The following is a 14,568-nucleotide window of genomic DNA, read 5'->3' on the forward strand; positions in this document are numbered from 1 at the left end:
TGCCGGGCGGGTGAAGGGACAGGGAGCTGTGGGCAGGATCCGGGGTTGGCAGCGGGGCTGGCGCGGTCTGAGGAAGATCGAGCAGGTCGAGCTGCAGAGCATGGTCATGTGGCACACCGTGCCGTGGATCTTCCTCGTCAGCTGGTGCGTGATGCCGGTGGGCCTGAACCTGCGGCACGAGACCACCGCGCAGCTCCTCGGCTGGTCGATGATCGTGGTGGCCGCGCTCCAGTGCGTGCAGGTCAACCGCATGCTGCGCCGAGCCCTCGACCACTACCTGGGCCGTGCCCCGTTCCCGCGCCGCGACCTGGCCGTCATGTTCGGCCTCACCGCCGCCGGCTTCGGCCTCGCCCTCGCGCTCCAGCACGTCGACGGCGTCAAGGGCGACGTGATCGGCATCGGCATGCTGTTCCTGATCACCCCGTACGCGGAGGGGCTGGGCTTCGCCCTGTCGATCCGGAGCTTCTTCCTCCATCTCGCGGGCATCATCGTCGTCCTGCTGGCCGCCTTCGCCGCCGTGGGGACGCGCGGCGGCCTGTTGGCCGCCCTGGCCGTGCTCATCACCGTCGGCGGCCTGGTCTCGCTGCTCACCTCGCGCTGCGGGGCCTGGACGCTGTCCGTGATGTGGGAGGCCGAGCGGGCCCGGGAGACCGAGGGCCGCCTCGCCGTCGCCGAGGAACGCCTGCGCTTCGGCCGCGACCTGCACGACGTCATGGGCCGCAACCTCGCCGTCATCGCCCTCAAGAGCGAGCTCGCCGTGCAGCTCGCCCGGCGCGGACGACCCGAGGCGGTGGACCAGATGGTCGAGGTGCAGCGGATCGCGCAGGAGACCCAGCGGGAGATACGGGACGTCGTCCGCGGCTACCGCGCGGCGGAGCTCGGCGCCGAACTCGCCGGGGCGCAGGGCGTCCTGGAGGCCGCCGGGATCGGCTGCCGGGTGAGCGGGGCGCCCGTCGGGCTGCCGGCGGCCGTGCAGGCGGCGCTCGGGTGGGTCGTGCGCGAGGGCACCACCAACGTGCTGCGGCACGGTGACGCGGAGACGTGCACCATCACGGTTTCGGTGACGGAAGGACGTACGGAGTTGACCATCGAGAACGACGGGGCGCCCGAGGCCCCCGTCGGCAGCGGCGGGTCCGGGCTCAGGGGACTCGGGGAACGGCTCGCCACCGTGGGCGGCACGCTGGAACACACGTCGGCGGACGGCCGCTTCCGGCTCACGGCGCGGGTGCCGCTGCCGGAGCCGGGCCGCCCGAACGGGACACAGGACCCGGCGGACGCCGTCCCGCTCGCCCCGGAGGCCAAGGCCTCATGACCGCCGTACGCGTACTGCTCGCCGACGACGAGCATCTGATCCGTGGCGCGCTCGCCGCCCTGCTCGCCCTGGAGGACGACCTCGTCGTCGTCGCCGAGGCCGCGTCCGGGCCCGAGGCGCTGGCCATGGCGCGGGCCCACCGGCCGGACGTCGCCGTGCTCGATCTGCAGATGCCGGGCACCGACGGTGTGAGTGTCGCCACACTCCTGCGGGACGAACTCCCCGACTGCCGCACCATGATCGTCACCAGTCACGGTCGGCCCGGGCACCTGAAACGGGCACTCGAAGCGGGTGTGCGCGGGTTCGTCCCGAAGACGGTCAGTGCGCAACGGCTTGCGGAGATCATCCGCTCCGTGCACGCGGGAAACCGCTACGTGGACCAGGAGTTGGCCGCCGACGCGATCTCCGCCGGGGACTCCCCGCTGACCGCCCGCGAGGCCGAGGTGCTCGAACTCGCCGCCGACGGCGCGCCCGTGTCGGAGATCGCGGAGCGGGCCGCGCTCTCGCAGGGAACGGTCCGCAACTACCTCTCCTCGGCGGTGACCAAGATCGGTGCGGAGAACCGGCATGCGGCAGTGCGTCTCGCGCGGGAGCGAGGTTGGGTATAGTGGCTCTCGCGCTTCGGCGCAGCGCGGACGTAGCTCAGTTGGTAGAGCGCAACCTTGCCAAGGTTGAGGTCGCCAGTTCGAACCTGGTCGTCCGCTCAGCGAAAGCCCCCCGGTTCTCGGAACCGGGGGGCTTTGTCGTGCTTACGCCCAGGGACTTCCCGTGAGCCGCTCGTACGCCTCGATGTACTTGGCGCGGGTGGCCGCCACCACGTCCTCGGGCAGCGGCGGGGGCGGCTGCTCGCTCGCGCGGTCCCAGCCGGACGCGGCCGACGTGAGCCAGTCGCGCACGTACTGCTTGTCGAAGGACGGCTGGGCGCGGCCCGGCCGCCACTCGTCCGCGGGCCAGAAGCGGGACGAGTCGGGGGTGAGGACCTCGTCGGCGAGGACGAGCGTGTCGGGCTCGCCGTCGCGGGCCTCGAAGCCGAACTCGAACTTGGTGTCCGCGAGGATCAGACCGCGCTCACGGGCGATGTCACGGGCGCGGCCGTACACGGCGAGGGTCGTCTGCCGCAGCTGGGCCGCGGTGTCGGCGCCGACCTGGCGGGCCACCTCCTCGTACGACACGTTCTCGTCGTGCTCGCCGACCTCCGCCTTCGTGGCGGGCGTGAAGATCGGCGCGGGCAGCTCGGAGCCGTTCTCCAGGCCCTCGGGCAGGGCGAGTCCGCAGACGGTGCGGGACTCCTCGTACTCGACGAGCCCCGAACCGGCCAGATAGCCGCGGGCCACGCACTCGACCGGCACCATCGCCAGGGACTTGCAGACGAGCGTGCGGCCCTCCCAGTCGGCGGGGGCGCCGGGCGGCACGTCGGTGGAGATGACGTGGTTGGGGGCCAGGTCGGCCAGCTGCTCGAACCACCACAGGGAGAGCCGGGTAAGCACCCGCCCCTTGTCGGGGATCTCGGTGGGCAGCACCCAGTCGTAGGCGGACAAGCGGTCGCTGGCGACCATCACGAGGTCGCCCGCCTCGTTCTGGTACAGCTCGCGCACCTTGCCGGTGTGCAGATGCACCAGACCCGGAACCTGAATCGGCTCGGGCTTTTCGACGAATCCGGACACGGTTCCTCCCCGTGGTTCTGTCCAATGGCTCGATTCTCCCGTATGCGGGAGCTGGTCTTGGCCACGGGTTGCCCGGATGGGGCGTGGTGAACGCGAACGGGCCCGGTCATGTCCGCGCGGGCGGGCCGCAGCCGTGTCCGCGGGGGCCCGGGTTCAGTCGCGTTTGCAGATGCGGTCCAGGAGGTTGGCCGTGGCGCGCTGGACGCGTGGGTCGATGTGGCCGGGGCGGTCCAGGGCCGGGGACCAGGCGAAGGTGCCCGACGCGAAGACGAGGGCGCCGGACGGGGCGCGGTACAGCGACGTCTCCTGGTGGCGCACGGCGCCCTCGCTGTCCTCGTACGGGGAGTGGGCGAGCAGGATGCGGCCCTGGTGCTCGGGGAGCGCGGTGCGCGGGAAGTAGCGGTCGGCCTCGCCCGCGACCAGGCCGTCGATCTCGTCGCTCTCGTGCGCGCCGGTCGCCTCCCACAGCCAGTGGTCGGCGTTGCGGACGATCAGCGGATGCGGCTCGGGGACCCGGCCCGCGTACTGGATGCCCATCAACTGCTGCTCGGGGACGTCCACTTCGCGCCACAGCGCGGCCTTGCCGGGTCCGCGGCGTTTTCGGCAGGTGAGCAGGCGGTCCGGGACGCCGGAGGGCGAAGGGCCCAACTCGACCTGCCAGTACATGGTGTTGGCGGAGAGGAAGACCAGGGACGTGCCCGCCTCACGGGCCAGCTCCGTGGTGCGGCGCATCGCCGCCGACCAGTACTCGTCGTGGCCGGGGAAGACCAGGCCCCGGTAGCGGGTGGGGTCGATGCGGCCCGCGTGCAGGTCGCGGGTGTCGGCGTACGCGAGGTCGTAGCCGTAGCGCTCGGCCCAGCGGATGAAGTCGTAGGCGTGGCCCACGTGCAGGGGCAGGCCCGCGCCCGCGTACGGCCGGTCGAAGGAGACCGTGGTCGCGGCCTCGCTCTCGCCGAGGAGCCGGCCGTAGTCGTCCCAGGCGTGGTAGAGGCTGGCGCCGGTGTGGCCGTCCTCCGGGTAGAGGTTGTACGCCTGCCAGGTGATGTCGGGCAGCAGGACGAGCAGGTCGGCCGAGGGGGCGACCGGCTCGCCGGGGCCCGGGGGGACGCTGTCGCGGACCGTGAAGGGGACGTGGGAGCGGTAGCCGTCGGTGGTGGTGAGGACGGCCACGTACGCCCCGATGTTCCAGTACGACGGGATCTGCAGGCGCCAGGACAGCCACCAGTGGTGGCAGGAGACCGTGCGGTCGGCGGCGAGCGGGGCGGGCTGCACGATGCCGGAGAGGCGGGGGCTCGTCGTGATCTTGCGGGCGCCGTCGCCGCTGTAGTGGCCGATGCGGTAGATGTCCACGCTGAACTGCTGGGGCGGGTCCACGGTGATGTGGAAGTCGATCGCCTCGCCGGGGGCGGCGGCTCCGGTGCTGGTGAAGCCCTTGATCTGGCGGTGTATGTCGTCGGCCGTGCGGGGGCTGCCGGTGCGGGGGGTCGGGACCGGGCCGGTGGCGCCCGGTGTGTGGTCCACGTACCAGGGGACGACCTGGCCCGTGTCGTCGAAGTAGTGCTCGGCGCCGCGGAGCCAGGGCAGCGGGCCCTGGCCGAACGGGTCGGTCACGGCGTGGGCGAGGGCGCCCGACTCCCAGCGGCGGATCGGCTCCGGTCCCATGCGTTGTCCCCTCCCTCGCTCCCCCGGCCTGGGCGACACGGGTTGTGCGGCGGGGGGTGCGCGGTGTGCTCTGCGCTGTCCCACGTGGCCGTGTCGGGTGCCGGGTCCAGCACATCACATTACGCACGTGCGTCGTTACCGTTCGTCGTGAATTGGCGTGGCCCTCCCCAACCCCGCCCCTTTCCCGAAACCATGGGCTGCGCCCCTGGACCCCGGGGGTGGGTGTCCCCTTCGGGTGGGACGATCCGCCCCCGAATCGGCGCTCCGCGCCTCGTCCTCAAACTCCCCCAAGCTCTTAAGGAGCAGGGGGGACCCCCACGACGGGCTGAAAACAACTTCGCCGATGTCGGGCAGAAGGTGCCGGGCTGTCGGTCTGCTGGTGCAAGTTCGGGCGGGCGGGTGGGAAAAAGCCCGTCCGGCGTTTGAGGACGAGCGCGGAGCGCGATCCGGGGGTGAGCCATTCGGGGCTGAGGTGCCGGGCTGTTGGGCGGCTGGGTGCGAGGTTGGGCGGGTGGGTGGGAGATAGCCCGTCCGGCGCCTGAGGACGAGGCGCGGAGCGCCGGTACGGGGGTCAGACCAGGCGTACCGGCTTCTCGGGGCGGACGCCCAGTTCGGTGAGCCAGCGGCGGAGCGGCTCGGGGTCACCGTCCTCGACCAGGGTGAGAACCTTCGGCGCGAGATCGGCCGCACGCTCACCACGCATCAGGAGCGAAGGCCCGTCGAGCCAGTCGAGCCCCGGCGAAGCCCCCGCCGTGTCCACGGCCGCACAGCACACCATCGCCGTGACGTGATCGGCCAGCAACTCCCGCCCGGACCGGGGCGGTTGCAGCGGGAACAACGGCAGCACCCCGTCGTCCCACAGGGCCTCGTCCGGCCCCTGCCCCGCAGGCGCGGGCCGGGGCGGCGCCTCGGCCTCCTCCCGGTCCAGCTCCTCGCTGAGCCGCGCGGCCAGCTCCCCGCCCGGCCCTTCCGGCGCGTCGACGACGTCGGCCGGATCGACGGCGGCGGCGAAACCGGCCTGGGCCAACTCGGCGTCGGTGAGGCCCGCTTCGGCGAAGTCGGGGTCGGAGAGGCCCGCCTCGGTGAAGCCGGAGTCGCTGAAGCCGGAGTCGGTGAGACCGGGGTCGGTGAGGCCCGCCTCGGTGAAGTCGGGGTCGAGGTCGGGGTCAGGCTCGGCGGTGGTGAGGCCGCGTTCGGCCAGGCCCGCGGCCGCCTCCGCCGCCGCCCGCCGCGCCATCGCCTCCGGGTCCGTGAGGTGCTCGATGACCCGCTCGAGCGTCGGCCCCTTGGGGTCGGCCGCCGTCGGGTCGCTGGAGCGGCTGACGCCGAGGGAGTCCAGGACGCGGTGCAGACGCGCCGCGTCCATCCGCCACTTCCGGTCGACGACCTCGTCCGGATACTCCTGCCAGGCCACCGGCGCCCAGCCGGGCCCGGTCTCGGCGGGCCCGCCGTGGAACAGCCGGGCGGCGAGCAGCGAGGCGGCCTCGTCCACCGCGCCGGGCTCCTCCAGGAGGTCGCACGCGGGGCGTTCGCCGAGCCGGGAGGCGAAGCCCTCGGCGAGGCGGTCGCGGCGGGAGAGCTCGGTGAGGGCGGAGACGACACCCGCGTCGAGCCGCGAGGGCCACCGCCCCATGCGCCAGGCGGGCAGCGCGACCCGGGTGAGCAGCCGGTCCCACCCCGCGTACGCGAGGCCGACCTGCTCCTGGGCGACGATCCGCACGCCGTAGTCCACGCTCTGGGCCCGCTCGGCCGCGGCCGCCGCGACACCGCGCTCCATCTCCGCGGCGTGCACCCGGCAACTGCGAAGGAGCAGCCGGGCCACCTTCCCGACCCCGCCGAGGACGGTGCGCGCGAGCGCCCCGCGCCCCGGCGCCGACGCGACGGCGACGGCGGCGTCCAGGCCGCGTACGAAACGGCGGGCGGCCGCTATGTCGGGGTGCGCCGAGGGACCCGTACCCGCGACGACCGGGGCGAGCACCGCGCGCAGTTCGCCGACGCGCATCCACCACAGGAAGGGCGAGCCGATGACGAGGACGGGGGCGGCGGGCGCGCGGCGCCGGGGTGGCCGGGCGCCCTGGATGGCCGTGCCGTGGGGCGGGGTGGGCAACTCGGTGCGCGAACCGTCCGGGCCGGTGCCCGTGCCGGGGGCGGCGGTGTCGGCCGGGGTCCCGTGCGCCCGGTGGGTGCGGTCCTCCAGCCAGCTGTCGCAGTCCGGGGTGAGCGCTATGGCCGAGGGGGCGGGGACTTCCAGGCGGTCGGCGAGGTCCCGCACCAGGCGGTACAGATCGGGGGCGGAGGCCTCCGTGATCGGGACGGTGGGGCTCATGGCGGGTCTGGCCCGGGCTACGACGAGGGCGACGGCCCCGGCACCGAGCAGTACGAGCACCGCGAGCACCGTCACGGCCCAGCGCGCCGCGGCCCAACTGCCGCCGCCTATGTGCCCCATGGCCGTGGCGGCGAGCAGCACGACGGCGACGGCCGCGGGCAGCAGGGCGACGGCCAGCGCCCGGCTGCGGATGCGCAGCACGGCGAGGGCCCGGGAACGCGCTGCCCGCGCGCCCACCTCCACACCCATCCCTGACACGACCGAAGTCACCCCCTGCTGCCTACAGCTCGGCCGGCGACCGGAGCCGACGGCGCACGTCGTTGGCGTTGCTCACTCCCCCACTGTGGCACCCGCCACCGACATCGCAATGCCGGTGGGCTGTTTGGCTGTGAGTGCCTTCAATGCCTTCGCCGCACCCTAGTTGGGGTGTCGGTCATCGTCAGCCGGATGGCCGAGCGGTCACTCGATGGAATGGCTTTGGGCAAAGCTGGCCCGCTCCGCGAGGGGCCGGGAGACGGGGCGCGGGCCCGTGCGCAGGGGCCTCGGGGCCGACGTCCACGGCGGCGACCAGGCCCGCGGTCCCGGCAAGTCGGCGGCCGTCATACGGCGGGCTCAGCGAACACCCTCCGTAACGCCTGACGGGTCTACGGATGACCGTAGACCCGTGGGGCGCAGGGGTGGGAGGTGGCGCGGGACGACCCGAACCGTGCGGGCTACGCGGCGCCGCCCCGTGCGGCCTGCTCCGCGATGTCCGTGCGGTGCTGGGAGCCGTCGAGGCGTACGCGGCCGACCGCCGCGTACGCGCGCTCGCGGGCCTGCGCGAGGTCGGCACCGGTGGCCGTCACCGAGAGGACGCGGCCGCCCGCGCTGACGACCGCGTCGCCGTCGCGCCTGGTCCCGGCGTGCAGGACGTACGCGTCCGGGGCGTCCTGGTCCGCGACGTCGGCGAGGCCTTCGATGGGGTCGCCGGTGCGTGGCGTACCGGGGTAGTTGTGCGAGGCGATGACGACGGTGACGGCCGCGTCGTCGCTCCAGCGCAGCGGCGGCAGGTCGGCGAGCGTGCCGTTCGCCGCGGCGAGCAGGAGGCCCGCGAGCGGGGTCTTGAGGCGGGCGAGGACGACCTGGGTCTCGGGGTCGCCGAAGCGGGCGTTGAACTCGATGACGCGCACGCCGCGGCTGGTGATCGCGAGCCCGGCGTACAGCAGACCGGAGAAGGGGGTGCCGCGGCGGCGCAGTTCGTCGACGGTCGGCTGGAGCACCGTCTCCTGGACCTCGTCGACGAGCTTCGGGTCGGCCCACGGCAGCGGCGAATAGGCGCCCATGCCGCCGGTGTTGGGGCCCTCGTCGCCGTCGAGGGCGCGCTTGAAGTCCTGGGCGGGGCGCAGCGGGACGACGGTCTCGCCATCGGTGACGGCGAAGAGGGAGACCTCCGGGCCGTCGAGGAACTCCTCGATGACGACGCGTCCGCAGGCGAGGGCGTGCTTCCTGGCCTGCTCGACGTCGTCGGTGACGACGACGCCCTTGCCCGCGGCGAGGCCGTCGTCCTTGACGACGTACGGGGCGCCGAAGGCGTCGAGGGCCGCGTCGACCTCTTCGGGGGTGGTGCAGACGTAGCTGCGGGCGGTGGGTACGCCCGCGCCCGCCATCACGTCCTTGGCGAAGGCCTTGGAGCCCTCAAGGCGGGCGGCCTCCTTGGACGGCCCGAAGCACGGGACACCCGCTTCCCGCACGGCGTCGGCGACTCCGGCGACCAGGGGCGCCTCCGGCCCCACGACGACCAGACCGACGCCGAGCTCCGTGGCGAGCGCGGCCACGGCGGCGCCGTCGAGGGCGTCGACCTGGTGCAGCTCGGCCACGTCCGCGATCCCGGCGTTGCCGGGAGCGCAGTGCAGGGCGGTGACCGCGGGGTCGAGGGACAGGGAGCGGCACAGGGCGTGTTCGCGGGCACCGCTGCCGATGACGAGGACCTTCACGGGGGTCAGCCTAGCCCGGCGGACGGGGTGCCTTTGTTCGGGCGTCCGAGGCGCGGGCGGTCGGAGGGTTGTGGGTTTCTCCAGGTGAGGGGTGCGGAGCTGGGGATTCCCCACTCGTTGCCCGCTGCTCGTCAGGGCACTTCACCCGTTGCCCGCGGCTCGTGGGAGTACTCCGCCCGCTGCCCGCTACTCGTTGTTGGAGCACTCCGCCCGCTGCCCGCTACTCGTTGTTGGAGTACTCCTCGACCACCGTCGCGCCCAGCTCCCGGACGATCAGCTCGTGGCCGGAAAGGGCCGAGTCGACCAGGTCCGGGTCGTCGTCCTCGGGGATGTCGTCCTCGGGGGCGACGTGCTCCGGGGCTCTGGACGGCGGGGCCTGGGCGGGCGCCGGGGCCGAGGGGCGCGACTGGCCCTGCTGGGGGGCGGGGGGCGCGGACGCCGACGGGGCGGGGCCGGGCTGCGGGGCCGGGGCGGGGGGCTGCGGCGGCGCGGGCTGCTGGGGGGCGGGGCGGGGGGCCACCGGGGCGCCGCCGAAGCCGCTCGCCGCGGGCGGCGGTGCCGAGCCGCCCGACGGGTCGACGATCGCCTCGACCTTCCACTGCACCCCGAACTGCTCGGTCAGCGCCTGCCGCAGGACGTCCTCGCTGCCGCTGGACGCGAAGTTGTCCCGGGCGCCGGCGTTCACGAAGCCGAGCTGGAGCGTGGTGCCGTCGAACCCGGCCACCTGGGCGTTCTGGCTGAGCAGGATCCAGGTGAAGCGGCGGCGGTTCTTGACGGCGTCGAGGATGTTCGGCCAGAGGGAGCGGGGGTCGGGGCCACCGCCCGTGTACGCGGCGGCGGGGGCGGCCGGGGCCGACTGGGCCGGGGCCGCGGGAGCCGGCTGCGGGGCCTGGGCGGGGGGTGCGGCGGGGGGCTGCGCGGGGCCGCCGCCCGCGGGGGCCGCCGTCGGCCAGCCGCCCGGGCGGTTCGCCGCGGCGGCGGGGGCTGCGGGCGCGGGCCCACCGGTCGGGCCGCCGGCCGTGCCACCGCTCGGGGCCGAGGCTCCGCTGCCCGGGGCGGAGGCCGTGGGCCAGCTGCCGGGACGGGTGGCCGCGGGGGCCGGGGCGGTGGGCTCGGCGGGTGCCGGGGGTGCGGCCGGGGCGGCGGAGGGCTGGGGCTGGGGGGACGGCGGGGCCTCGGGGGCGGGAGCCGGAGCGGGAGCAGGGGTGGGCTGGGCCACGGCGGGCGGGGCCCCGGCCTCGGCACCAGCACCAGCACCAGCACCCCGGACAGCCGCGCGAGCCGCCGCGGCGCCGCCCCCGGGCGGGACGTCCGGGCCCGGCTGCGGCATCGCGACGCCCGGCTGCCGCACCGCGGCGTGGGCCTCGGGACCGGGCACGTACCCCATGGCGGGAGCACCGGCGGGACCCGCGGCCATGAAGTTGCCGCCGCGCTCCAGGCGGTCGAGGCGGGCCATCACCGAGCGCTCGTCGTCGTACGCGGCGGGGAGCAGCACGCGCGCGCAGATCAGTTCCAGCTGGAGGCGGGGCGAGGTGGCCCCGCGCATCTCCGTGAGGCCTTCGTTGACGAGGTCGGCGGCGCGGCTCAGCTCGGCGCCGCCGAACACCCCGGCCTGGGCCTGCATGCGCTCCACCACGTCGCTGGGGGCGTCGATGAGGCCCTTCTCGGCGGCGTCGGGCACGGCGGCGAGGATCACCAGGTCCCGCAGCCGCTCCAGGAGGTCGGCGACGAAGCGGCGCGGGTCGTTGCCGCCCTCGATGACGCGGTCCACGACCTCGAAGGCGGCGGCGCCGTCACCGGAGGCGAAGGCCTCGACCACGGAGTCGAGGAGCGAACCGTCCGTGTACCCGAGCAGGCCCGTCGCCATGGCATACGTCACACCGTCCTCGCGGGCGCCCGCGAGGAGCTGGTCCATGACGGACATGGAGTCACGCACGGACCCGGCACCGGCGCGCACGACGAGCGGCAGCACGCCGTCCTCGACGGGGATGCCCTCGCGCCCGCACACCTCGCCGAGGTACTCGCGCAGGGTGCCCGGGGGGACGAGCCGGAACGGGTAGTGGTGCGTACGCGACCGGATGGTGCCGATGACCTTCTCGGGCTCCGTCGTCGCGAAGATGAACTTGAGGTGCTCCGGCGGCTCTTCGACGACCTTCAGGAGGGCGTTGAAGCCCGCCGACGTGACCATGTGGGCCTCGTCGATGATGTAGATCTTGTACCGGCTGGACGCGGGTCCGAAGAAGGCCTTCTCGCGCAGGTCGCGCGCGTCGTCCACGCCACCGTGCGAGGCGGCGTCGATCTCGATGACGTCGATCGAACCCGGCCCGTTCCGCGCGAGGTCGCGGCAGGACTGGCACTCGCCGCACGGGGTGGGAGTGGGACCTTGCTCACAGTTCAGACACCGGGCGAGGATGCGCGCGCTCGTCGTCTTGCCGCAGCCGCGCGGGCCACTGAACAGGTACGCGTGATTGACCCGGTTGTTGCGCAGCGCCTGCTGCAGCGGGTCGGTTACATGCTCCTGCCCGATGACCTCGGCGAACGACTCCGGGCGATAACGGCGGTACAGCGCGAGAGACGACACGTATACGAGGTTATAGGCGCCCACTGACAACCCGGACCGCCCCGGACGAAGCCCCCGCCCCACCGGCCCCGCCACACCCCCGGCCCCGGAACGCAAAGCGCCCCCCACGCACCCGCCAGAGCCGACCTACCCTTGCTGCCTTCCGGCCCTGGGGGAGTTCAGTCAGATAGCGCCACGTGAGGGGCTGGCCCCCACCCTAGCCGATCCCGGGGGGTGCGAACGAGCCCGCTCCCCGGAGAGGAACGCTCCAGCTCCCCGCGACCGGAACGCGTTCGCGAGCACTCCTCCGAGTCTTGTATTGTTTGCGGCGGAGGATTCGCCTAGAGGCCTAGGGCGCACGCTTGGAAAGCGTGTTGGGGGCAACCCCTCACGAGTTCGAATCTCGTATCCTCCGCCAGTGCCTCACCGGGCACGATGTCGAAGGGCCCCACCGTTCGCGGTGGGGCCCTTCGACGTGTGCGGCCCTGCGGGGCCCGGCCGCGGGGCAGCGGACTACGGGCGCTGCCTCACCCGGTCGACGATCCCCCAGTCCACCACGTGCGACAGCTGGCTGTACTTCTTCTTTCCGGAAGCCGAGGTCCGCTCGTCGCGGAAGCCCAGGAACTCATACGACGCCGGGTCGAAGATCAGGTACTTGTCTTCGTGGGACCCGCGCCCGGTATGGGCGATCCCCACCCCGGTCCGCCCGGCGGAGTCCTTCACTCCCGGGATCGTCTTGACGCCGGGCACAATGGCCAGCGCCTCGTACGCCGCGGGGCGCAGTCCCTGGGGCAGCACCGGGTTCTTCAGGAGCTCGCCGAGCAGCCAGTAGGCCTCGTACCGCTCGAGCTTGTCGAGGTCGCTGACCGGCCGGTCGTCGGACTTGACGCGGGAGCCGAGGGAGAGGATGGCCCAGATGAGCTTCTTCGGGTCCTGGGGCAGCTTCTTCAGCTCGCTCCACTGCCGGGGTGGCCACACCTTCCCCGTGGGCTCCTCCCACATCTCGCGGCCCAGTTCCATGGACAAGGAGGGCTTGGAGACGTCCACCGAGTCCCACATCTCGTCGGTGTAGGTCTTGACCTCGCCGGTCTTCTGCTCCGTCTCCTTGATGATCCGCTTCGAGTAGATGAACTGGTCGTCGCGCGGCGCCACCGGCTCCTTCTCCTGCTTGCGCTCCCACGCCGCCGCCCCGTTCAGCACCACGGCGGCGTTCTGCACCCGCGGGGTGCTCGTGCCCGGTGCGCCGCCCTCGCCGGAGCCGTCCGTGCCGATCAGCACCGCCGTCCCCGTGACCGCCGTGGCGACCACCGCGGCCGCCGCGAGGCGCAGTGCGCGGCGGCGACCGGGGCCGGTGCCGGTGCGCTGGTCCGCGTGGGCCATCGCGTTGAGCAGCCGGTGCCGGGCCCGGTCCCGGGCCGGATCGGTGAGGGGGGCCGCATCCGCGTCCCACTCCCTCAGGAGTTCGAGTTCGTCATGCATGGTCGGATACCTCTCGCAGTGCCGTCGGATTGGATCCGCCCAGTGCTTCGCGCAGCTTGCTGCGAGCCCGGTGCATCCGTGATCTGACCGTGCCCACGGGGATACCGAGGGCCTGGGCCGCCTCCCCGTAGCTGAGATCCCCCCAGGCCACCAGCAGCAGCACGTCCCGGTGCCGAGCGGGCAGCGAGGCCAGCGCCGCCGCCAGCTCGCGTCCCACGGCCCGCGCCACCACCCGGTCCGCGGCCCGGTCGGCCAGCGGCTCGTCGTGGTCGGCGGGGGCCGGGACCCGGGCCATGGCCTTGAACCGGCGGGCCTCGGCCCGCCGATGCCGGCCGACCAGGTTGGTCGCTATGCCGAACAGCCAGGGCCGGGCGTCGGCGCCCGCGCCGCGGGCCGGGTCGTAGCGATGCCGCTGCTGGAACGCGGTGGTGAAGGTCTCCGCGACGAGGTCGTCGGCGACCTCGCCGCCGAGGCGGCGGGCCGCATAGCGGTGCACGGCGTCGGCGTGCCGGTCGAAGAGCACGGCGAACGCCTCGGGCTCGTCCCGGGACCGCGCGATCACTGAGGCGTCGCTCTCCACATCGGCACGCGCGGTGCCGATGCCGACGCCTGGTACGACGGCCATCGGGGCTCCTCTCGTCCAAGGGACGATGCTCGAATACTTGGGCTTTCACCTGTCCTTCGCCCATCGCGCCGAAGCGGTTCCCTCGGACAACTCGACGACACCGTGGTCTGCGGCCACACCCACACTCCGCACCCGCCCGTCAGGACAGACGAAGGCTCCGACCGGATCACGGTCGGAGCCTTCATCGTTCGCGAGAGGTCATTTGCGAGAGGTCGTTCGCGAGAGGTCAGAGGGCCGGCGGCCCGGGCACGGTGTGCACGGGCCGCCGCACGCCGATGCTCAGTGGTCGTTGATGAAGCCCGCGACCGAGCCGCCGTTGTCGCCGCGGCCCTCGAAGTTGAGGGTGTACTGGCCGCCCTCCGCCAGGTTGTACCTGCCGCCTTCGGCAGCCGAGTGGGACGTGCAGGTTCCCTTGCCGCCGCGGGCGTACATCTTGTAGCCCTCGACGTCGGGGTTCAGACGGTCCACCGTCGTCCAGGCCGAGTGACCGTTCGCGGCCGTGTCGCACACGGAGACTATGTCTCCGCGCTCCTTCACATAGACCTTGACGCCGGTCCCCGACCACACGTGGTCCCACGAGCTGCCGCCGGGCGGGACGGGGCCGGCCGCGGCAGTTGGCGCGTTCACGGTGCCCAACGCGGCCAGGGCGGCCGCGCCGACCAGGGCGGCGACAGTGCGACGGACACGGCGTACGCGGGGCCCGTCGGTGGAGAATGCGCTGATCTGAGGCATGTTCCCTCTCTGATGAAGCTGCTGGATGGGGTGATCACCCTACGAACCACTCGGCATGACGTCAGGCGAGATCCGGCCACTGTGACCAAGTCGGGACGCTCAGGACCGAGTTGTCACGGGAGACACTCCGGTCCCACGGCCGGGCGGGGCGAAGAGGGGTGCTGGGTACACCCCCGGACACCGTCTCCCCCTATGCCCTCGCGCCCTCGTCCGCAGCAGGGTTGGGGATGTCAGC

10 protein-coding genes, 2 tRNA genes and 1 other RNA gene are annotated in these 14,568 nt (G+C 73.5%); 4 read left to right on the top strand and 9 right to left on the bottom strand.

The genetic code is table 11. The annotated features are described in order from the left end of the window. Positions 1-28: 28 nt before the first annotated feature. From ACFVHO_RS14910 to ACFVHO_RS14920, 3 genes are all read left to right on the top strand, one after another. The gene (locus ACFVHO_RS14910; RefSeq protein ID WP_385713579.1) at positions 29-1,312 is read left to right on the top strand and encodes a sensor histidine kinase; all 1,284 of its coding nucleotides are present in this window, start codon (positions 29-31) and stop codon (positions 1,310-1,312) included. Then, the gene (locus tag ACFVHO_RS14915; RefSeq protein WP_385713581.1) at positions 1,309-1,920 is read left to right on the top strand and encodes a response regulator; all 612 of its coding nucleotides are present in this window, start codon (positions 1,309-1,311) and stop codon (positions 1,918-1,920) included. The genes ACFVHO_RS14910 and ACFVHO_RS14915 overlap by 4 nt, the downstream gene beginning before the upstream one ends. A 23-nt stretch (positions 1,921-1,943) precedes the next feature. Beyond that, positions 1,944-2,016 (top strand) — tRNA-Gly (locus ACFVHO_RS14920). 45 nt (positions 2,017-2,061) lie between these two features. Here the strand turns inward: ACFVHO_RS14920 and ACFVHO_RS14925 are convergent. From ACFVHO_RS14925 to ffs, 6 genes are all read right to left on the bottom strand, one after another. Next, positions 2,062-2,976 carry a phosphoribosylaminoimidazolesuccinocarboxamide synthase gene (locus ACFVHO_RS14925; RefSeq protein WP_385713582.1) on the bottom strand — a complete coding sequence of 305 codons (915 nt, stop codon included), beginning with the start codon at positions 2,974-2,976 and terminating at the stop codon, positions 2,062-2,064. Positions 2,977-3,129: 153 nt separating this feature from the next. After that, the gene (locus tag ACFVHO_RS14930; RefSeq protein WP_385713584.1) at positions 3,130-4,638 is read right to left on the bottom strand and encodes a N,N-dimethylformamidase beta subunit family domain-containing protein; all 1,509 of its coding nucleotides are present in this window, start codon (positions 4,636-4,638) and stop codon (positions 3,130-3,132) included. A 571-nt stretch (positions 4,639-5,209) separates the two neighbouring features. Further along, entirely contained in the window at positions 5,210-7,213 is a 2,004-nt protein-coding gene (locus ACFVHO_RS14935; RefSeq protein ID WP_385713681.1) for a hypothetical protein, read from the bottom strand. 464 nt (positions 7,214-7,677) lie between these two features. Next, positions 7,678-8,937, bottom strand: a complete 1,260-nt coding sequence (gene purD, locus ACFVHO_RS14940; protein ID WP_385713586.1) for a phosphoribosylamine--glycine ligase — start codon at positions 8,935-8,937, stop codon at positions 7,678-7,680. 220 nt (positions 8,938-9,157) lie between these two features. Continuing rightward, complete coding sequence (locus tag ACFVHO_RS14945) at positions 9,158-11,518, bottom strand: DNA polymerase III subunit gamma and tau (protein ID WP_385713587.1); 2,361 nt, start codon at positions 11,516-11,518, stop codon at positions 9,158-9,160. Positions 11,519-11,608: 90 nt separating this feature from the next. Further along, an RNA gene (ffs, locus tag ACFVHO_RS14950) (signal recognition particle sRNA small type) lies at positions 11,609-11,707 on the bottom strand. Between the two features lie 120 nt (positions 11,708-11,827). Between ffs and ACFVHO_RS14955 the strand changes: the two genes are divergently transcribed. Next, positions 11,828-11,915: transfer RNA gene (locus ACFVHO_RS14955), tRNA-Ser, on the top strand. A 95-nt stretch (positions 11,916-12,010) separates the two neighbouring features. Here ACFVHO_RS14955 and ACFVHO_RS14960 read toward each other — a convergent pair. The 3 genes from ACFVHO_RS14960 to ACFVHO_RS14970 form a co-directional block, all read right to left on the bottom strand. Continuing rightward, positions 12,011-12,976 carry a CU044_5270 family protein gene (locus ACFVHO_RS14960; protein ID WP_385713589.1) on the bottom strand — a complete coding sequence of 322 codons (966 nt, stop codon included), beginning with the start codon at positions 12,974-12,976 and terminating at the stop codon, positions 12,011-12,013. Beyond that, on the bottom strand, positions 12,969-13,601 hold the full coding sequence (locus ACFVHO_RS14965; RefSeq protein WP_385713591.1) for an RNA polymerase sigma factor: 633 nt from the start codon (positions 13,599-13,601) through the stop codon (positions 12,969-12,971). Before ACFVHO_RS14965 ends, ACFVHO_RS14960 begins: the two co-directional genes overlap by 8 nt. Positions 13,602-13,880: 279 nt before the next feature. Further along, complete coding sequence (locus tag ACFVHO_RS14970; protein WP_385713593.1) at positions 13,881-14,333, bottom strand: hypothetical protein; 453 nt, start codon at positions 14,331-14,333, stop codon at positions 13,881-13,883. Positions 14,334-14,568 lie beyond the last annotated feature (235 nt).

It is taken from the genome of Streptomyces sp. NPDC127108 (assembly GCF_042677545.1).
GTDB lineage: Bacteria > Actinomycetota > Actinomycetes > Streptomycetales > Streptomycetaceae > Streptomyces.

Bases quoted from the DNA above. Each gene is read 5' to 3' on its own strand.
- ACFVHO_RS14915 (WP_385713581.1), top strand. From the start codon at position 1,309: ATGACCGCCGTACGCGTACTGCTCGCCGACGACGAGCATCTGATCCGT.
- ACFVHO_RS14960 (WP_385713589.1), bottom strand. From the start codon at position 12,976: ATGCATGACGAACTCGAACTCCTGAGGGAGTGGGACGCGGATGCGGCC.
- ACFVHO_RS14930 (WP_385713584.1), bottom strand. From the start codon at position 4,638: ATGGGACCGGAGCCGATCCGCCGCTGGGAGTCGGGCGCCCTCGCCCAC.
- ACFVHO_RS14935 (WP_385713681.1), bottom strand. From the start codon at position 7,213: ATGGGTGTGGAGGTGGGCGCGCGGGCAGCGCGTTCCCGGGCCCTCGCC.
- ACFVHO_RS14970 (WP_385713593.1), bottom strand. From the start codon at position 14,333: ATGCCTCAGATCAGCGCATTCTCCACCGACGGGCCCCGCGTACGCCGT.
- ACFVHO_RS14965 (WP_385713591.1), bottom strand. From the start codon at position 13,601: ATGGCCGTCGTACCAGGCGTCGGCATCGGCACCGCGCGTGCCGATGTG.